This window comes from Pseudomonas sp. SMSB3, assembly GCF_052041965.1.
GTDB lineage: Bacteria > Pseudomonadota > Gammaproteobacteria > Pseudomonadales > Pseudomonadaceae > Aquipseudomonas.
The window spans coordinates 89,173-108,747 of the sequence record NZ_JBKGGV010000005.1; the positions used below are offsets into that span (position 1 = coordinate 89,173).

Here is a 19,575-nt window from a genome sequence, read left to right on the forward strand (position 1 = left end):
GGCGAGCGGTATGCCAGCCAACACGCCGGCAATTTCTCGACCTTGCCTGTGTGCCGAAATGGCCCTGAAAAAATGCACACATCGATACGCCCGCACTCAATTGGTGCATGACCGACAAATTCTGCCTTGAAAGGGTGCAAATCTCTGCCACGCCTTTGCCCGAAATGCCCGCAAACGCCCCCTTTTATCCCGGCCTCGCCATTTTCGGGCACTGGCATGCAATTTGCTCCCTTGTGAGGCAGGTAAGCTTGGCCGACTATCCGCGCCCGGCAACACCATTTTCCAGGGCAGCGGCCAACCGCGCTCTAGACCATCCGGAGGACAACATGTCGAAGTCGGTTCAACTCATCAAAGATAATGACGTCAAGTGGATTGACCTGCGTTTCACGGACACCAAGGGCACTCAGCACCACGTGACCATGCCGGCGCGCGACGCGCTGGAAGACGATTTCTTCGAAGTCGGCAAGATGTTCGACGGTTCCTCCATCGCTGGCTGGAAAGGCATCGAAGCGTCCGACATGATCCTGATGCCGGTTGACGACACTGCCGTCCTGGACCCGTTCACCGAAGAACCAACCCTGATCATCACCTGCGACATCGTCGACCCTTCGAGCATGCAAGGCTACGATCGCGATCCACGTGCGATCGCCAAGCGCGCTGAAGAGTACCTCAAGAGCACCGGCATCGGTGACACCGTGTTCGCCGGTCCAGAGCCTGAGTTCTTCATCTTCGACGAAGTGAAGTTCCAGTCCGACATTTCCGGCTCCATGTTCAAGATCTTCTCCGAGCAGGGCTCGTGGATGACTGGCGCAGACGTCGAAGGCGGCAACAAAGGCCACCGTCCAGGCGTCAAAGGTGGTTACTTCCCAGTTCCACCATTCGACCATGACCACGAAATCCGTACTGCCATGTGCAACGCACTGGAAGAAATGGGTCAGACCGTCGAAGTTCACCACCACGAAGTGGCCACTGCCGGCCAGAACGAAATCGGCGTCAAGTTCAACACCTTGGTGAAGAAGGCCGACGAAGTCCAGGCGCTGAAGTATGTGGTGCACAACGTCGCCGACGCCTACGGCCGTACCGCCACCTTCATGCCGAAGCCGCTGTACGGTGACAACGGTTCGGGCATGCACGTGCACATGTCGATCTGGAAAGACGGCAAGAACACCTTCTCCGGCGAAGGCTATGCCGGTCTGTCCGAAACCGCCCTGTACTTCATCGGCGGTATCATCAAGCACGGTAAAGCCCTGAACGGCTTCACCAACCCGTCGACCAACTCCTACAAGCGTCTGGTCCCTGGCTTCGAAGCGCCGGTGATGCTGGCCTATTCGGCACGCAACCGCTCCGCCTCGATTCGTATTCCATACGTTGGTAGCCCGAAAGCCCGCCGTATCGAAGCGCGCTTCCCGGACCCATCGGCCAACCCGTACCTGGCTTTCGCAGCCCTGCTGATGGCTGGCCTGGACGGCATCCAGAACAAGATTCACCCAGGCGATGCCGCTGACAAGAACCTGTATGACCTGCCGCCAGAAGAGGCCAAGGACATCCCGCAGGTTTGCGGCAGCTTGAAAGAAGCCCTGGAAGAGCTGGACAAAGGCCGCGCGTTCCTGACCAAAGGCGGTGTGTTCTCCGACGACTTCATCGATGCCTTCATCGAGCTGAAGAGCGAAGAAGAAATCAAGGTCCGCACCTTCGTGCACCCGCTGGAATACGAGCTGTACTACAGCTGCTAAGGTGCTCGGCTGCACGCAGCCGGCATGAGCACAAGGCCTCCCTCGGGAGGCCTTTTTTATTGCGTGGGAAATGCCTGACAGACTAATGCAGCCTGGATGTGCAGGGTGAGGGCTTACCCTTCATTCGAGACTGCCCATGCCCAAGCGCTCCTTCACCCTTCTTGCATCGCTTTTCCTGGCCAGCGGCTGCACCACGTCTGCCCCAGCGCCCGGCAGCGCCACGGCAGAAGTACTGCTGCGCACCAGCAGTAGCTGGAATGGCGATGCCTTCACCCACTACCCCACCGGGACACCGGCCCTGTCGCTGACACGCATCGACATCCCCCCGTACACGACGCTCGAATTCCATTGCCATCAAACGTTGGGCTTGGGCTACGTAGTCAGTGGCGAGATCGAAGTCCAGACGCGCGCGGGCGAGCGCATCATCGCCCGCGCAGGGGACACCTTGGCCGAGGTGGTGGACCTGCAGCACCGCGGCCGTACCGCAGCGCTGCCTGCTCAGTTACTGGTTTTCGAGGCCGATAGCACAGCACCACGCACCAAGTTGGGAGAGGATGGGTGCCGTGCTGCGAGCGCCGAACCGGTTCAACTGGCGACCCTGCTCAACCTTATCCAGCGGCGCTTGGCGCTGACCGAAGCGGTAGCGCTGCACAAGTGGGACCGACAACAACCTGTGCTGGACGGCCAGCGCGAGCACCTGATACGCCGCTCGGTACGACGGGCCGCGCACCGTCAAGGCAGCAGCCCCGAGCGAGCGGAGTTGTTTTTCATCGATCAGATGGAGGCAAGCAAGCTCTTGCAGTACTCGCTGCTGCAGCAATGGCATGTTCAGTCGGCGGCGCCCGCCAGCCCTCGGCGCGACTTGGCCAGCCAGATCAGGCCTGAACTGGACGAATTGCAACGGCAGTTGCTCACAGCGCTCAGCAGCTTCGATTCCACGCTCGGCACACAGTGCCAGGCCGAACTGGCCGCTGCGCTTGAGCGGCGCGGTGGCGGTGCGTATTTCAAACACGCAATGATTCGAGCGACAGGAAATCTCTGCCCTAATCCTTGAGAGCGCTATGCTCTAAATTGGTGCACGCTTGAGCCGCAACCTATCCTGCAAGCCCACAAGCGTGCACTGAAACGATTTAACCCCCGCTCGCAGATCCGAACATGCGCCTATTTCGCTCGGCGTGCCGGAATATTTGCATCGTTTCAGAGCTTTGGTTTGGTTCTTGCATTTTTTTGGTATCAGCGGATCCACAGTCCGCCACGCTACAGCCAGCCATGCGCCTCAAGAGGTCAACGACGCCTTATGACCATCAGCGATGCACAGCACCGACTGCTTCTGGACAACCTGACCACCGCGACGTTGTTGCTCAATGCCGAGTTGCGCCTGGAGTACATGAACCCGGCCGCCGAAATGCTCCTGGCAGTCAGCGGTCAGCGCAGCCATGGGCAGTTCATCAGCGAGCTGTTCACCGAGTCGACCGAGGCGCTCAACTCCCTGCGCCAGGCCGTGGAGCAAGCGCATCCCTTCACCAAGCGCGAAGCGCAGCTGACCTCTCTGACCGGGCAGACCATTACCGTCGACTATGCCGTGACGCCCATCCTGCACCAGGGCAATACCCTGCTGTTGCTGGAGGTGCACCCGCGTGATCGGTTGCTGCGCATCACCAAGGAAGAGGCCCAACTGAGCAAGCAGGAAACCACCAAGATGCTGGTGCGCGGGCTTGCCCACGAGATCAAGAATCCGCTAGGTGGCATCCGCGGCGCTGCGCAATTGCTGGCCCGCGAGTTGCCTGAAGACGGCTTGCGCGACTACACCAACGTGATCATCGAGGAAGCCGATCGGCTGCGTAACCTGGTCGACCGCATGCTCGGCTCGAACAAACTGCCGTCGCTGAGCATGACCAACATCCACGAAGTGCTGGAGCGCGTCTGCAGCCTGGTCGAAGCAGAGAGCCAAGGCTGCATCACATTGGTGCGCGATTATGACCCTAGCCTGCCGGACGTGCTCATCGATCGCGAGCAAATGATCCAGGCGGTGCTCAATATCGTGCGCAACGCCATGCAGGCGATCAGCTCGCAGAACGAGCTGCGCCTGGGCCGCATCACCTTGCGCAGCCGCGCCGTGCGCCAATTCACCATTGGCCATGTACGCCATCGCCTGGCGGCGCGGATCGAGATCATCGACAACGGCCCCGGCATTCCCGCAGAACTGCAAGACACGCTCTTCTATCCCATGGTCAGCGGTCGCCCGGACGGTACCGGGCTCGGACTGGCCATCACCCAGAACATCATCAGCCAGCACCAGGGCCTGATCGAATGTGAAAGCCACGCAGGCCACACCGCCTTTTCGATCTTCCTGCCCCTGGAACAAGGAGCCACCGCCCCATGAGCCGAAGTGAAACCGTCTGGATCGTCGATGATGATCGCTCCATCCGCTGGGTCCTGGAAAAAGCCCTGCAGCAAGAAGGCATGGTCACCCAGAGCTTCGACAGCGCCGACGGTGTCATGGGCCGCCTGGCCCGCCAGCAGCCGGATGTGATCATCTCGGACATCCGCATGCCCGGCGCCAGTGGCCTCGACTTGCTGGCGCAGATCCGCGAACAGCATCCGCGTCTGCCGGTCATCATCATGACCGCCCATTCCGACCTGGACAGCGCCGTGGCGTCCTATCAGGGCGGCGCCTTCGAATACCTGCCCAAGCCGTTCGATGTCGACGAAGCGGTATCGCTGGTCAAGCGCGCCAACCAGCACGCCCAGGAGCAGCAGGGCCTGGATGTGCCGCAAGCGCTGGCGCGCACGCCGGAGATCATCGGCGAAGCGCCGGCGATGCAGGAGGTGTTCCGTGCCATCGGTCGCCTCAGCCATTCCAACATCACGGTGTTGATCAACGGCGAATCCGGCACCGGTAAGGAGCTGGTGGCGCACGCCCTGCATCGCCACAGCCCGCGTGCGGCCTCGCCGTTCATTGCCTTGAACATGGCCGCCATCCCCAAGGACCTGATGGAGTCCGAGCTGTTCGGCCACGAAAAAGGCGCGTTCACAGGTGCCGCCAACTTGCGCCGCGGACGCTTCGAGCAGGCTGACGGTGGCACCCTGTTCCTGGACGAAATCGGCGACATGCCTGCCGACACGCAAACCCGGCTGCTGCGCGTATTGGCCGACGGCGAGTTCTATCGCGTCGGCGGCCATGTGCCGGTGAAAGTCGATGTGCGAATCATCGCGGCGACGCATCAAAATCTGGAATCGCTGGTGACTGCCGGCAAGTTCCGAGAAGATCTGTTCCATCGCCTGAACGTGATCCGCATTCATATCCCACGCCTGGCAGACCGGCGCGAGGACATCCCGGCACTGGCCCGGCACTTCCTGGGCCGCGCGGCCCAGGAGTTGTCGGTCGAACCGAAGCTGCTGAAGCCGGAAACCGAGGAGTTCATGCGCAACCTGCCCTGGCCGGGGAATGTGCGCCAGCTGGAAAACACCTGCCGCTGGATCACCGTCATGGCCTCCAGCCGTGAAGTGCTGATCGGTGACTTGCCGCCAGAGCTGCTCAACCTGCCGCAGGACGCAGCGCCCGTCACCAACTGGGAACAGGCCTTGCGGCAGTGGGCGGACCAGGCGCTGGCGCGCGGGCAATCCAATCTGCTCGACAGCGCGGTACCTAGTTTCGAACGGATCATGATCGAGACTGCGCTCAAGCACACCGCCGGGCGGCGGCGTGATGCGGCGATCCTGCTGGGCTGGGGGCGCAACACCCTGACCCGCAAGATCAAGGAGCTGGGCATGAATGTCGATGGGGCCGATGAAGAGGGCGACGACGAGCACTGAGTGGACGCTCGACAAGCAGGGACGCCTGGGGCTGCGGATACGCAGCCCCAGTCATTTCTGCCGCACCCTGCACCGATCATGTGCAACATGCACCTGTGCAAGGCACGAATCCCCTCAAAAACTGGCGCAATCACCGTGAAACCCCGATCAAACGGGCTTTCGCAAAACTGGCACGACCCCTGCAATAGATCTTGCATACCCAGTTTCGGGGGCTCTGGTACAGGCAGGCCGGATGACCCCTCTTTTATTCGCAGCACCGCCAGCTTTGGGGACCTCGGTACAGGCAGGCCGGGACATCCCCTCTTTTATTCGCGCAGCTTCAGCTGCACACGCCAGCCGCCAGCGTCCTCTGCAGCGGTCCACTGCCCTTGCAGGGGACGGGCGGCGACCACCGTCAGCAACAAGCCCTTGTCACTCTGCTGCACTCGCCAACTCACCGGTTTACCCGACAGGTCGAGCTGACCGCGCTGGGCCATGCCCTTGGCCTCGAACAACAGCGCGAGCGTCCCTTCGACATGCTCGCCATGCAGCCTCGGCTGCGCGTTGAACCACAGGTTCAAGCCATCCTGCACCACCTCTACCCGCTCGAGCCGGTGCTCGGTAGGCGCGGTAAGGCGGCCGATCATCAGGCCCACCAGCACTCCGAACAATGCCAGGGAAAACAGCATGCGCGGCCAGGCCTTCGAACGCAGGTCCGGTTCAGGGGTAGAATGCTCGTCATCTTCACGCTTGGAGCCGTGCATGTTTCACGTCATCCTTTTCCAACCAGAAATTCCACCCAACACCGGCAACATCATCCGCCTGTGCGCCAACAGCGGTTGCGCCCTGCACCTGATCGAACCGATCAGCTTCGAGCTGGACGACAAGCGCCTGCGCCGTGCCGGCCTGGACTACCACGAGTATGCCACGCTCAAGCGCCACCAGAGCCTGGCGGCGTGCCTGGAAAGCCTCGGCCATCCGCGCCTGTTCGCCTTTACCACCAAGGGTTCGCACCCGTTCCACGAGGTGGCCTACCAACCCGGCGACGCGTTTGTTTTCGGCCCAGAAAGCCGTGGCTTGCCAGCCGAGGTGCTGGACAGCCTGCCAGCCGAACAGCGCCTGCGCCTGCCCATGCAACCAGGCTGCCGCAGCCTGAACCTGTCCAATACCGTGGCGGTAACCGTTTACGAAGCCTGGCGGCAGAACGGTTTCGTTGGCAGCTGACCGCTCACCTGGGGCAACCTGCTTACCGTGCAACCAATAAAAAAGCGCCCCGCAAGGCGCTTTTTTGCTACCGGCAGGATTATTGCGCGGCGGGTGCTTCGCCGTTTTCCTGCATGCGCTGCATTTCCTGCGCGTACAGGGCGTCGAAGTTGACTGGCGAGAGCATCAGCGCCGGGAACGAACCGCGGGTGACGAGGCTGTCCAGGGTTTCGCGGGCGTATGGGAACAGGATGTTCGGGCAGAACGCACCCAGGGTGTGGCTCATCGAGGCCGCGTCGAGGTTCTTGATCAGGAAGATACCGGCCTGCTGGACTTCGGCGATGAAGGCCACTTCTTCACCGTTCTTGACGGTCACCGACAGGGTCAGCACCACCTCATGGAAGTCGCCTTCCAGGGCTTTCTGCTTGGTGTTCAGGTCCAGCCCTACGCTCGGCTCCCACTGCTGGCGGAAGATCTGCGGGCTTTTCGGGGCTTCGAACGACAGGTCGCGCACGTAGATGCGCTGCAGGGAGAACTGAGGGCTGTTGTCTTCTGCAGCAGCGCCGTTGGTCTGTTGGTCAGTCATGGCAGATCCTTAATCCTAATGTTTTCTGTGCGGTGCAAATCAGGCCGTGAGCAGGGCGTCGAGCTTGCCGGCGCGCTCCAGGGCATACAGCTCATCGCATCCACCGACATGGGTGCTGCCGATCCAGATCTGCGGCACCGAAGTACGCCCGGCCTTCTGGCTCATTTCGGCGCGGACCTGCGGCTTGCCATCGACCTTGATTTCCTCGAAGGCCACGCCCTTGCTTTCGAGCAGGTACTTGGCGCGCATGCAGTAGGGGCAGTAGTCGCTGGAATAAACGATGACGGGCTTCATATCACTTCACCAGGGGCAGGTTATCGGCTTTCCAGCTGGAAACGCCACCGCTGAGTTTGGCGGCGTTGTAACCAGCCTTGAGCAGCTCGCGGCAGAGGGTGCCGGACTGTTGACCCATCGCGTCAACGACGATCAGGGTCTTGTCCTTGTGCTTGTCGAGCTCGGACATGCGGTTGACCAGCTTGTCCTGCGGGATGTTCAGCGCACCGACGATGTGCCCTGCGGCGTATTCCTTGGGCGGGCGAATGTCGATGACCACGGCCTTGTCAGCATTGACCAGTGCGGTCAGCTGGCCGTTGCTCAGGCTCTGGCCGCCACGGCGGACTTCGTTGACCAGCAGAGCGACCAGCAGCACGACGAAGATCGCAACCAGGATGTAGTGATCCGTTGCGAATTGAATCAGGTGAGCAACCATCAGCGGTGTTCCAGGCGATTGAAAATGCCGGCCAGTATACACAGCCCCCCAGTGCCACCAAAGCCCGACGGGCCGGCGGCAGGTGCGGCTTCATCTTGCCCGGCCGCCTGCGCTGGTCGGGGCGCAGGAGGAATATTCGCCGCAGGTGGCGTATTTGCCCTAAAATGCGTGTCTTTATCATCTTTGAACAACCGTGAGTTTGATTGATGACGAGTACGCCCAAACCCCTGGTCCTGATCATCCTGGATGGCTTCGGTCACAGCGAAAGCCCTGAATACAACGCCATCTACGCCGCCAACACGCCGGTCTACGACCGCCTGCGCGCCACCCAGCCGCACGGCCTGATTTCCGGCTCCGGGATGGATGTCGGCCTGCCGGACGGGCAGATGGGCAACTCTGAAGTCGGTCACATGAACCTGGGCGCAGGACGCGTCGTCTATCAGGATTTCACCCGTGTCACCAAGGCCATACGGGACGGTGAGTTTTTCACCAATCCGGTTCTGACCGGTGCGGTGGACAAGGCCGTGGGTGCTGGCAAGGCCGTGCACATCCTGGGCCTGCTGTCCGACGGTGGCGTGCACAGTCACCAGGACCATCTGGTCGCGATGGCTGAGCTGGCTGCCCAGCGCGGCGCCGAGAAGATCTACCTGCACGCGTTTCTCGATGGTCGCGACACGCCGCCACGCAGCGCGCAATCTTCGATCGAGCTGCTCGATGAAACCTTCGCCAAACTGGGCAAAGGGCGCATCGCCACGCTGATCGGTCGCTACTTCGCCATGGACCGCGACAATCGCTGGGACCGCGTCAGCGCCGCCTACAACCTGATTGTCGACAGCGCCGCCGAGTTCAGCGCAGACAGCGCCCAGGCAGGCCTGCAAGCGGCCTATGCGCGTGGCGAAAACGACGAATTCGTCAAAGCCACGCGCATCGGCGAGGCAGCGCCGGTCGAAGACGGCGATGCGGTGATCTTCATGAACTTCCGCGCCGACCGCGCCCGCGAACTGTCGCGCGCCTTCGTCGAGGCGCAGTTCACCGAGTTCCCGCGCGCGCGCCTGCCCAAGCTGGCCGCATATATCGGCCTGACCCAGTATTCGGCGAACATCGCGGCGCCGGCCGCCTTCGCGCCGTCAAGCCTGCACAACGTGCTGGGCGAATACCTGGCGAACAATGGCAAGACCCAGCTGCGCATCGCCGAAACCGAGAAGTACGCGCACGTGACGTTCTTCTTCTCCGGTGGCCGTGAAGAGCCGTTCGCGGGTGAAGAACGCATCCTCATTCCATCGCCCAAGGTGGCCACCTACGACCTGCAGCCTGAGATGAACGCGCCGCAAGTGACCGACCGCATCGTCGAGGCCATCGAGCAGCAGCGCTTCGACGTCATCGTGGTCAACTACGCCAACGGCGACATGGTCGGCCATACCGGCGTGTTCGATGCTGCCGTCAAGGCCGTCGAAGCGTTGGATACCTGCGTCGGTCGCATCGTCGAGGCGCTCGACAAAGTCGGCGGCGAGGCCCTGATCACCGCCGACCACGGCAACGTCGAGCAGATGGAAGACGAGAGCACCGGTCAGGCGCACACCGCCCACACCAGCGAGCCAGTCCCTTTCATCTATGTCGGCAAGCGCCAGGTGCGGGTGCGCGAAGGCGGCGTTCTGGCCGATGTGGCACCGACCATGCTGAAGCTGCTGGGCCTGGAAAAGCCCGCGGAAATGACTGGCACTTCGATCCTGGTCGACGCCTGACATGGCGAGCGGCAAGTACCAACCCGCCGTGGCGTGGTTTTTCTTGCCGCTTGTAGCTTGACGCTTGCAGCTCCTCCATACTAGCCACGTCTCCATCCCCGGTACGCCAAACCCCATGCTACGCGCCCTGATCCCCATCGCCCTGTCCTGCCTGCTCAGCCCGGCCTTTGCCGATGAGCGTGCGCAGACCCAGCAGCAACTGGACGCCACCCGCCAGGATATCGCCGAGCTCAAGAAAACCCTCGGCAAGCTCCAGGAAGAAAAAGCTGGCGTGCAGAAAGACCTCAAGAGCACCGAAACCGACATCGGCAATCTGGAGAAGCAGGTGGAGGCCCTGCAACAAGAACTAAAAAAGACCGAGGGCGAGCTGGAGCGCCTTGATACCGAGAAAAAAAAACTCCAGAGCGCCCGCGTTGAACAACAGCGGCTGATCGCCATCCAGGCCCGTTCGGCCTACCAGAACAACGGTCGCGAGGAATACCTCAAGCTGCTGCTCAATCAGCAGAACCCTGAAAAATTCGCTCGCACCCTCTCCTACTACGATTACCTGAGCAAGGCCCGCCTGGAGCAGCTCAACGCCTTCAACCAGACCCTTCGCCAGTTGGCCGGTGTCGAGCAGGACATCGCCCGCCAGCAGCAGCAACTGCTGGCCCAACGCAGCGACCTCGACAGCCGCCGCGAGGCGCTCGATGCCGAGCGCAGCAAGCGTCAGCAGGTGCTGGCCAAGCTCAACAGCGATGTGAAAGACCGCGACCAGAAGCTCCAGGCCCGCCAGCAAGACCAGGCAGACCTGGCCAAGGTGCTCAAGACCATCGAGGAAACCCTCGCTCGCCAGGCCCGCGAAGCCGAGCAAGCGCGTCAGAAAGCCCTGCTCGCCCAGCAGGAGGCGGAAAAGCGCCGCCAACAGGAGGCCCTGGCCGCCCGCGCGAACAACGACACCCCACCTGCCGAGCCGCCGAAGAAGGCGCGCACCACCCTCGGCCCCTTGGTGTCCAGTGACGGCGCCAACTACGGCGGTGCTTTTTCCGCTGCGCGGGGAAAACTTCCTTGGCCAGTCAATGGTCGATTGCTGGCACGCTTCGGTGATGCCCGTGGCAGCGATGCCCGGGCCAAGTGGGACGGCGTGATGATCGGCGCCAGCCCTGGCACCCAGGTACGTGCCGTACACGGTGGGCGGGTGGTATTCGCCGACTGGTTGCGTGGCGCTGGACTTCTGGTCATTCTCGACCATGGTAATGGTTACCTGAGCCTGTACGGCCACAACCAGAGCCTGCTCAAGAGTGCCGGTGACATCGTCAAGGCCGGCGACGCCATCTCCACCGTTGGCGACAGCGGCGGACAAGACAGCGCAGGTTTGTACTTCGCCATCCGCCAGCAGGGCCGGCCTACCGATCCTTCACAATGGTGCCGCGGCTGAAACACTTCATACGGCGTAGCGCCAGGCGCTGCACCGATGCTCCGCAGGGAGCGCTTACAGGATCAGGAGTTCGTTCGACATGCTGCACTCGCCACGCCTTACCCTGCTGGCCTTGACCGTCGCCCTGGCGATCGCTGCGCCCCTGGCTAGCGCCGCCGAGCCCGCCAAGGCCCCGGCTGCCCAGTCGGGCGCTGCGCCAGCGACCGAGGCGACGGCCAAGGCGCCGCTGCCACTGGAAGAACTGCGCACCTTCGCCGAGGTCATGGACCGCATCAAGGCGGCTTACGTCGAACCAGTGGACGACAAGACCCTGCTCGAGAATGCAATCAAAGGCATGTTGAGCAACCTCGACCCGCACTCCGCCTACCTGGGCCCGGAAGACTTCCAGGAGCTGCAAGAAAGCACCAGCGGCGAGTTTGGTGGTCTTGGCATCGAAGTAGGCCAGGAAGACGGCATGATCAAGGTGGTCTCGCCGATCGACGACACACCGGCTTCGCGTGCCGGCGTGCAGGCCGGCGACCTGATCGTCAAGATCAATGGCGCCCCCACCCGCGGCCAGAGCATGACCGAAGCGGTCGACAAGATGCGAGGCAAGGTCGGCGACAAGATCACCCTGACCTTGATCCGCGATGGCGGCACGCCCTTCGATGTGACCCTCGCCCGCGCGGTGATCCAGGTCAAGAGCGTCAAGAGCCAGCTGCTGGAAAACGACTACGGCTATATCCGTATCACCCAGTTCCAGGTCAAGACCGGCGACGAAGTCGGCAAGGCCCTGGCCAAGCTGCGCAAGGACAACGGCAAGAAGCTGCGCGGGGTGGTGCTTGATCTGCGCAACAACCCAGGCGGGGTGCTGCAATCGGCGGTCGAAGTGGCCGACCATTTCCTGACCAAGGGCCTGATCGTCTACACCAAGGGCCGCATCGCCAACTCCGAGCTGCGCTTCTCGGCCGACCCGGCCGACGCCAGCGAAGGCGTGCCACTGGTGGTGCTGATCAACGGCGGCAGTGCGTCGGCTTCGGAGATCGTCGCCGGCGCCCTGCAGGACCAGAAGCGTGCAGTGCTGATGGGCACCGACAGCTTCGGCAAAGGCTCGGTGCAAACGGTGTTGCCGTTGGCCAACGACCGTGCGCTGAAACTGACCACGGCGCTTTACTACACGCCCAACGGCCGCTCGATTCAGGCTCAGGGCATCGTGCCAGACATCGAAGTGCGTCCTGCGAAGCTGACAGCCGATGCCAGCGACAGCGACAACTTCAAGGAAGCCGACCTCAAGGGCCATCTGGGCAACGGCAACGGCGGCGCCGACCGCCCGACCGGCAGCAGCAAGCGCAAGGAACGCCCGCAGGATGACGACTTCCAGCTGAGCCAGGCACTGAGCCTGCTCAAGGGCCTGAACATCACCAAGGGCAGCTGAGCCCGACATGCGCCATTGGCTGTTTCTGCTGTGCTGCCTGCTGGCAGGCGTCGCGCAAGCGGCGCCCGTCAGCAAGGCCTACTTGAGCATCATCATCGACGATCTGGGCCAGAGCAGCGAACGCGACAATCGCACCTTGGCGCTGCCCGGGCCGATCACCATGGCGATCATGCCCGACACACCGCACGCCAGCGATTTCGCTCGACAGGCCCACAAGGCTGGCAAGACGGTGATCCTGCACATGCCGATGGACCCGGCGACCGGCCCCTATGCCTGGCATCCTGGCATCGCCCTTGAAGAACTGTCCCGCCGCCTGGACGCGGCGCTGAACAAGGTGCCTTTCGCCGCCGGCATCAACAACCACATGGGCAGCCGCATGACAGCCCAGCGCGAGCCGATGACCTGGCTGATGGCCGAACTGCAACGCCGCCAGCTGTTTTTCGTCGACAGCCGCACCAGCGCTGCCACCGTGGCGGCCGCCCAGGCGCAGGCACAAGGGCTGGCGCATGTGTCGCGCGATGTGTTCCTCGATGACGTGCGTACCCCCGAGGCCATTGCCGGGCAGTTGCAGCAAGGCATCGCGCTGGCGCGCAAACAGGGCTCGGCCGTGCTCATCGGACACCCTTACCCGCAAACCCTGGCAGTACTGGAACAGGCCCTGCCGCAGTTGCAGCACCAGGGCGTGCAGTTGATCGGCTTGCAGCAGATGATCGCCGAGCGCGGCAACCTGGCGATGCCCGCCCATGGTCACAAAGGGCGCTACAGCAACGCCGTGCCGCCGCGCTGACACAGCTCTATCTACCGCGAGCCCAGCGTCGGCTTGCCCGACATTAGCGCCTCCATTGCAACGGAGGCATCAACATGAACACATCGTGCACAGCGGGCCTGGCGCTTGCGCTGGGCTGTCTGCCCATGGCAGTGACCGCGACCGACTACGGGCAGGGCTTGCCAGCGCGCGCCACGCCGCACGTGCTGAACAACAGCCAGGGTGAGAATGCGCACTGGAGCGGCATCGGGCGCTTGCAGCTGCCCGATCAACGCCAGTGCATCGCTTCGTTGCTCGACACCCGTTCAGAGCCAGGCCAGGCAACCGGCCCCGCCTACGTGGTCACCGCAGGTCACTGTGCCAGCAAGCGCAACGGTGCCATCGTCCAGGATGCGCCGCTTGAGGCCAGCCTTGTTTTCAACTTCTTTGCCGATACCGAAGGCGAGCGGCCGACCGTCGCGGTACGGCGCATCGTCTGGAGCAGCATGCAGGGCAGCGACCTGGCCCTGCTCGAACTCGATGCACGCCTCGAACAGCTCCTCGATCAGGGTATACAGCCGCTGACATTAGGCCCGGCAGCGGCTGATGGCAGCGCGGTACTGATGGTGGGCGAGACCACAGCGGCTGACCGCGGCCTGCGGCTTTCTACCTGCACCCAGCAAAGCCTGCCCTGGCTGATGGAAGCACCGTGGGTCTGGCGCAACCTCACGCAGAATGACTGCGCTGGAGCAGGCGAAGGCGCCTCCGGCAGTCCCGTTCTCGAGCGTGGTAGCAACGCGTTGCTCAGCGCGGTCAACAGTTTGCTAGACGAGGGCGTGGCGGCGGTACCGGTACAACGCCTGCAGGGCTGTTTCGCGGCCGGCCACGTCATCCCAGACCTGCCGAGCTGTACGCTACTGCCCGGCTTCCAGCTGACTCAGACTGAGGTGGACACCTTCAAGGCCCTTGATCGCTTGCAGGTGAATGATCAGGGGCAGGTCACCGCGCCAACCTGGAATTTCAACTTCACCATCGACACACCACGATACCGCTTCAAATCGGTCGACGATCCGCTGGCGTGCGAAGCACCTGCAGGCTACAGCGGTAGCATCGACAGCGAAATCGGTCTGATTCAGGCGCCGCTCGAGCCGCAGGCGGGATGGCAGTTTCTGTGCGTAGTCGGGGTAGACTCGGCTGAGCAGCTATCCTGGCCGGGCTTGATGGCCAACGCCCTGAGCGTCCCCATGCAGCTGCTGCCCGCAGGCCCAGTGGCTGCTCCAAAGGTGCAAGTCGACTACAAGCCCAATGGCGACGCCGTCGTCAATTGGGTGACCGATCCGCCGCATATCGTGCGTTATCGGGCCAAGCGCGGCGCCCCAGAAACGACGGACTGCGCGGATCCGCGGGGTTACGGGCCGGTCCCGCATGAGCGCTTCGTGTTCAAGGCGAACAGGTTGCCCCTCACGCTCTGCACCATTGCAATCGACGGGCTGCGCGAAAGCTCTGCCCCGCGCACCGATGTGATTGCCCGCGCTGACAACTGACAGGCAGAGCATCGACAAGGGCGGCGGCACGACCGCCACCCTTGCGCGTTTACAGAAACGCAATGATGTCCTTGACCTGCGAGTACAGCAGCGGCCCGCGGTGCACCCACTGGCCCAGTTTGGCCAGCTCCACTTCTTCGGCAGGTCCGTAGCTGCGCTGCTGCGCGGTTTTCAAATGGCCTACGGTGAATTGCGTGGCCGGCGTGTCCTGACGCGGGTAGTGAAAGTGCGCCACCCAGATCAGCTTGCCGCGGCTATCACCCGGCTTTTTCAGCAGGCGTATTTCATAGTCGTCGAATGACCCGTCGCGATAAGGATGGCGCTTGCCGGTGTAGTCGATCTTCAACAGCTTCTGCTCATGCAGATAACGCAACGCCTGGGCATCGGGAAAGCGTGTCTGCGCAAATAGCTGCACCAGTAACGTGCGGCGCCGCTCGGGCCAGGCGGCCAGCTGCTCGCGGACCTTGCGCGCCGTGAAGCCGGCATCGTCTTGCAGGCTATCGCTAAGGCGCTGCAGCTCGGCGATGTGGCCATCGACCAGCCGCTCCAGTACACGGTGGCTGACGTGCTGAGCCAGGTATTGCTCGGCGGTCGCCTGAACGGGTTTGTCGGCAGCGAGCACCGCCACTGCCTTGGCCACCAGCGCCGCCTTGGCTTGCGCGGCCTCGCCCTGCTGGCCACTGCCCACCGGAGCTGGCGGTTTTGGCGGTGCCCACCTGCCGTCGACCCACTCGAAGTGAGTCGTGACCTTGCCGGTTACCAGATTGCGGATCTCCAACCGTGGTCGACCGTCTATTTCCACCCGGTCTCCGACCACGATCTGGCCATTGTCCAGGTAAGCCACTTCGCGGGGCTGTTTGCTACTGGTGTACGGCAGCACCTCGGGCTCGACGCTCGACCCCAGGCGCATACCCGCATCCCTTTTCAAAGCCTGGAGCGACTGTTCGAGCGCTTCGAGCATGGAGACGTCGACCAGTTCACCGCCGTCGCGCTTGATGTCGATGCAGTCGATCAATGCGGCACTGTATTCCTCCCAGGCACTTTGCAGCACCTCGGTGCGCGCGGTGCCCAGCAGATTGCCACGTTGCACTTCGACATGGGCGAACGCCGCAAGCATCAAATTCGGCCCCATCAGGTTCATCCGGTAATGTTGCAGGCGCTCGGACAAACCCAATTCATAATGCAAGGCCAACGTCTTGTAGAAGTGCGCCTGGATGATCAACAGGTTCACGGTGGTCGATTCCCGCTGCCCTTTGACATCCCGCATGACTTGCTGCTGATCGCCAAGCATGGCGACCACGGTGTCTTCTGCAATCAAAGGAATAGAGTGGTCGAGCAAGGTGCTGAGCTCGATAAGCCGAGCCTGGATCGGCAGCATCTTGCGCATGCGTGCCTTCAACTCGGGCCAGCCGGTCGCCGCGACATTGGCTTCCATACGCGCCAGCAACGGATAGTCGATGGTCGCCAACAGCCGGAAATAGGCGCCCCAGGCACTCTTGGTAAGGCCTTGGCGGGCGCGGGTACGCGTGACCAGCAGATCATCGACGCTCTGCTCGACCACCACGTTGCGCCGCCGTTGCAGGTCAAGCTGCTGATCGACGGTGTCGAGAATTATCGAGAGCTGGGCAATGTCAGCTTCCAACCCGTTGACGTACTCGGCCCGGGCACGCTGGTACTCCTGCAGCTTGAGGTCGATCTTCTCGGAAAACAGCACAAGCAACTTCTGCAGTTTTTCCTCGTCCAGGCCTGCCTTGTTGAGCGCGGCGGTGTCACGACGCTCCTGCACATCGAGCATTTCCTGGTACCGCGTCACTTCGGCATCGAAGCGCTCGCGCAATAGCGGCAGATTGTCGTCAATGGCTCTGAAACACTGAGCCACGCGCGCGGCCATCTGGTCGAACTTGCGCTGGTCACGCGCCACCTGAGCAGCGCCTTTGCGGCCAGACTGCCCGCCCCAGGCGAAACCATCGATGCGTACCCGCAACCGGCTGCCGTCGTCGAACAGCCAAGGGCCCCAGTTGCCGGACGGGCCGAGAATGCGTCGCCCGCCTTGATCGTGCCCCACTTCGTAATATTTTCCGTAGAGCTCGGCGTAGAAGCGTTCATCCAGGTAATAGAGGCGATTGGCATAGACCGCGGCGCTCAGGTCTACGTGCGCCTGGTAGGGCTGCAGCGCAGCCTGTTGCGCCAAGGGGCCTGCGCCCCAACCGTGCCCGATTTCAAGGTACTTGGCCTGGGCCGGCAGCGGCGCGTTGGCCAGACCGTGTGCAGCGGCGGGTGCCGGCATCATCGGCAGGCGTGGCAGAGGCTCGCCGGTCAGAGCAACTGCCGAGGCGGGTCGGGGGCTGGGCGGCATTACCGGTCGTGGCAGACGCGCGTGCAGTACGCTCATCGCCAGACTCGCTGCCAGGTTCACGCCAAGCAGCGTATTTGCCTCCTCTTGCTGCTTGCCACTGCCCGCCTGCAGCAGTGGCGCCAGCAAGCCCACCACCCAGGCGACCTTACCCAAAGGCCCAGGCAACACCGGCGCTACCAGGTCGAACAGCATCCAGGCGAAACGCTTGGCCACACGCCAGCGTTGTTCGGCGTTCGACAGCGATTGGCGCTCAGCCATGGCCAGCAGGGCCTGGCGCTTGTCCTGATACAGGCGCGTGTCGATGTCGGCTAGATAGGCGCTCAGTGCCAGTTGCACGGGCTCGACCGGTTCTGGCCAGAGCGAGGTATCGAAGATGACCCGGCGCAGGTGCGGTTCCACGAAACCACCATTGGCGTAGGTGCTATACGCCGAAGGCGGCAGCCATTCCAGCACGCTATCCTGCAGCGCGCCCGCCTGGCTGAGCGCTGCCATCAGCGCGGCATTGTCGGCATATCGGAGCAGCGTCCCTTCGCGGTAGAGCGGGCGATAGAGCAAGACTGCCGAGGGTTGCTGCAGGGTGATGACGTACATGCAGGCAGCGCTGTGACGTTGACGGCTGTCGGGCGCAGCCCGGAACGCCAACGGCGCGAGGCTCAGGTTAGCCCTGAGGTCGCGACCGCTGCGACAGAACTCGGCAAGCGCCTGCCAGCAGGGGGTATCCAGCGTTCCCTCGACTTTGCCACGTAGCGCGTCGAACAGCAGCGCACTGCGCCACTCCCTGGCGAAGCGGGCTATGCGCGCCGGCTGTTGCTGTGGCTCGTCGAGCAGCGCCGCGACATGCCCTGGATAAACGCCACCGACGTCGACGCGCTCGACCAGCTCAACGGCATAGACGGGCGTCATCCACGGCATGATCAGCTGCTCATGGCGATGGCTGATGCCGGTGATGACCGCATTGTCCAAGCCGTCGAGCCGGCCTATGGCGAATTCGGTCAGACTCAGGCTGCCAGCGGGCTGGAGACGCACGGGCAGCTCCTTGTCCAGCAGCGGGTCGGGAATGGAAACCTGCAACAGCAGGTCGTCGGGAAAGTAGTTGGCTTCAGTGGGATAGTCTTTGAGCAATTCCTCGCGCAGGCGCCTGGCAGCGTAGCCATGCAGGTCTTGCACACCCTCCAGAGACGAGCGACCGCCTGCCAGTGCGTGCCCGATCGCCAGATCAAGCAACGCTACCTGATACTCGAACTGGTCGGCGTCTGTGGCTTGCAGCAGCCATTGCGGCAGCGCCGGGCGCTCAGCGTCCACCGGGAAATAATGGTCATTGAGAAAACGCGTCGCCGGGTCGGTCAGCGTCGACAATGCCTGCTCCAGTGTCCGAATGTCGGTTATCGACGACAGCCGCAGCCGCTGCACAGCATCGAGCAGGCCTTCAAGCAAGAGTGCCGATTGCTGCAGGCATGCATCACCCTCGAAGGCAAGGCGGCGCCAGCTCAGGGGCGTGTCCTCGGCTGCGGCGTACTGGCTGGCCAGATGCGCCTCGAAATCGCCCAGCGAGTCGAATGCGGCAAAGCGACCTGGCATGCAATGGATCACCAGGCCGCGCGTTTCCCGTTCGGCTTCGATCAGCAAATCCGGCAGTGCATGGGTAAAGCGCTCTGCACCGACGGAATATTCGAGTTCGATGGCGGCCACCGCCGGCTTGTCCGGCGCGTTCAGCAGCACTTCATAGAGGCAGGCCTTTTCCTCCTCTGCGAGCTCGGACGATTGCGCTGCGCCGAGCAAGCTGGCCCGCAAGACCTGGCGCATCCAGCCATGGCGACCGATGCCGGTGGTCACTGGGATGATCGCATCGTCTTCATTCCAGAAGCGCACCTGGGCCTGTTGGAATGCCGACATCAAGCCAGCCAACGCCGCGTTGAGGTCATCGTTCAGGTCCTTTAGCGCGAGCATGGCGCCTTCATCCGGCGGGGTACCCCCTGGAGTGCTCTCGAACACAGCGTCCAGCAATGACCTGTCGTAGCCTTGCAGCAACAGCTTGTCGTGCTCGCCGAACGCTATCGTGATGCCTTGCAGGTAAGCCTTCAGCAACAGATCGAGCAACCGCTCAGGGCGTAGCTTGCCCTGCTGGTTGCGGCGATAAAGCGTATACGGCTCTTGACTGTCATGATCGACAGTGACGTTGGCCTTGTCGGGAAAACGCCTCGCCACCGCCTCAAGCACCGCTTTGCTGAGGGTGTGGCGGAAGGTCGGGCGGTACGCGAACTGGGCCGCCACGGCTTCTTTGAGCGTGGTGGCGACAGGTGAGGTGAGCGGCATGACGATACTCCATGAACA

General features: G+C 62.7%; 15 protein-coding genes. 10 read left to right on the top strand and 5 right to left on the bottom strand.

Translation table 11 applies throughout. The features are described 5' to 3' along the window. Positions 1–326 precede the first annotated feature (326 nt). The 4 genes from glnA to ntrC all read left to right on the top strand — a co-directional run bounded on the left by glnA (position 327) and on the right by ntrC (position 5,549). Positions 327–1,733 carry a type I glutamate--ammonia ligase gene (gene glnA, locus ACLEJW_RS10815; protein ID WP_145191432.1) on the top strand — a complete coding sequence of 469 codons (1,407 nt, stop codon included), beginning with the start codon at positions 327–329 and terminating at the stop codon, positions 1,731–1,733. 136 nt (positions 1,734–1,869) lie between these two features. Continuing rightward, positions 1,870–2,787 carry a gamma subclass chorismate mutase AroQ gene (aroQ, locus tag ACLEJW_RS10820; protein WP_440777527.1) on the top strand — a complete coding sequence of 306 codons (918 nt, stop codon included), beginning with the start codon at positions 1,870–1,872 and terminating at the stop codon, positions 2,785–2,787. A 243-nt stretch (positions 2,788–3,030) separates the two neighbouring features. Next, positions 3,031–4,116: a nitrogen regulation protein NR(II) gene (gene glnL / locus ACLEJW_RS10825; RefSeq protein WP_313298162.1), complete on the top strand. Its 1,086-nt coding sequence runs from the start codon at positions 3,031–3,033 to the stop codon at positions 4,114–4,116. Continuing rightward, complete coding sequence (ntrC, locus tag ACLEJW_RS10830) at positions 4,113–5,549, top strand: nitrogen regulation protein NR(I) (RefSeq protein WP_313298159.1); 1,437 nt, start codon at positions 4,113–4,115, stop codon at positions 5,547–5,549. Before glnL ends, ntrC begins: the two co-directional genes overlap by 4 nt. Before the next feature lie 305 nt (positions 5,550–5,854). Here the strand turns inward: ntrC and ACLEJW_RS10835 are convergent, their stop codons facing one another. After that, positions 5,855–6,292 carry a hypothetical protein gene (locus ACLEJW_RS10835; protein WP_440777528.1) on the bottom strand — a complete coding sequence of 146 codons (438 nt, stop codon included), beginning with the start codon at positions 6,290–6,292 and terminating at the stop codon, positions 5,855–5,857. Here ACLEJW_RS10835 and trmL point away from each other — a divergent pair. After that, positions 6,291–6,752 carry a tRNA (uridine(34)/cytosine(34)/5-carboxymethylaminomethyluridine(34)-2'-O)-methyltransferase TrmL gene (gene trmL, locus ACLEJW_RS10840; protein WP_313298151.1) on the top strand — a complete coding sequence of 154 codons (462 nt, stop codon included), beginning with the start codon at positions 6,291–6,293 and terminating at the stop codon, positions 6,750–6,752. The genes ACLEJW_RS10835 and trmL overlap by 2 nt on opposite strands. Positions 6,753–6,831: 79 nt before the next feature. Here trmL and secB read toward each other — a convergent pair whose 3' ends face one another. From secB to ACLEJW_RS10855, 3 genes are read right to left on the bottom strand one after another with little or no spacing between them, the layout of a single operon-like run. Next, positions 6,832–7,317, bottom strand: a complete 486-nt coding sequence (gene secB, locus ACLEJW_RS10845) for a protein-export chaperone SecB (RefSeq protein ID WP_145191413.1) — start codon at positions 7,315–7,317, stop codon at positions 6,832–6,834. A gap of 39 nt (positions 7,318–7,356) precedes the next feature. Further along, positions 7,357–7,611 (bottom strand): glutaredoxin 3, encoded by a 255-nt coding sequence (grxC, locus tag ACLEJW_RS10850; RefSeq protein WP_145191410.1) that lies wholly within the window; start codon positions 7,609–7,611, stop codon positions 7,357–7,359. A gap of 1 nt (position 7,612) precedes the next feature. Next, on the bottom strand, positions 7,613–8,026 hold the full coding sequence (locus tag ACLEJW_RS10855; protein ID WP_440777529.1) for a rhodanese-like domain-containing protein: 414 nt from the start codon (positions 8,024–8,026) through the stop codon (positions 7,613–7,615). A gap of 206 nt (positions 8,027–8,232) precedes the next feature. Between ACLEJW_RS10855 and gpmI the strand changes: the two genes are divergently transcribed. The 5 genes from gpmI to ACLEJW_RS10880 all read left to right on the top strand — a co-directional run bounded on the left by gpmI (position 8,233) and on the right by ACLEJW_RS10880 (position 14,888). Then, positions 8,233–9,768, top strand: a complete 1,536-nt coding sequence (gene gpmI, locus ACLEJW_RS10860) for a 2,3-bisphosphoglycerate-independent phosphoglycerate mutase (RefSeq protein WP_313298144.1) — start codon at positions 8,233–8,235, stop codon at positions 9,766–9,768. Between the two features lie 115 nt (positions 9,769–9,883). Next, positions 9,884–11,185, top strand: a complete 1,302-nt coding sequence (locus ACLEJW_RS10865; RefSeq protein ID WP_313644433.1) for a murein hydrolase activator EnvC family protein — start codon at positions 9,884–9,886, stop codon at positions 11,183–11,185. Positions 11,186–11,264: 79 nt separating this feature from the next. Beyond that, entirely contained in the window at positions 11,265–12,599 is a 1,335-nt protein-coding gene (locus ACLEJW_RS10870; protein WP_145191398.1) for a S41 family peptidase, read from the top strand. A gap of 7 nt (positions 12,600–12,606) precedes the next feature. Further along, positions 12,607–13,386, top strand: a complete 780-nt coding sequence (locus ACLEJW_RS10875) for a divergent polysaccharide deacetylase family protein (protein WP_145191394.1) — start codon at positions 12,607–12,609, stop codon at positions 13,384–13,386. 74 nt (positions 13,387–13,460) lie between these two features. Then, complete coding sequence (locus ACLEJW_RS10880; RefSeq protein WP_440777530.1) at positions 13,461–14,888, top strand: trypsin-like peptidase domain-containing protein; 1,428 nt, start codon at positions 13,461–13,463, stop codon at positions 14,886–14,888. A gap of 49 nt (positions 14,889–14,937) precedes the next feature. On the opposite strand, the gene ACLEJW_RS10885 is transcribed toward ACLEJW_RS10880, so the two are convergent. Continuing rightward, positions 14,938–19,557: a hypothetical protein gene (locus ACLEJW_RS10885; RefSeq protein ID WP_440777531.1), complete on the bottom strand. Its 4,620-nt coding sequence runs from the start codon at positions 19,555–19,557 to the stop codon at positions 14,938–14,940. Positions 19,558–19,575 lie beyond the last annotated feature (18 nt).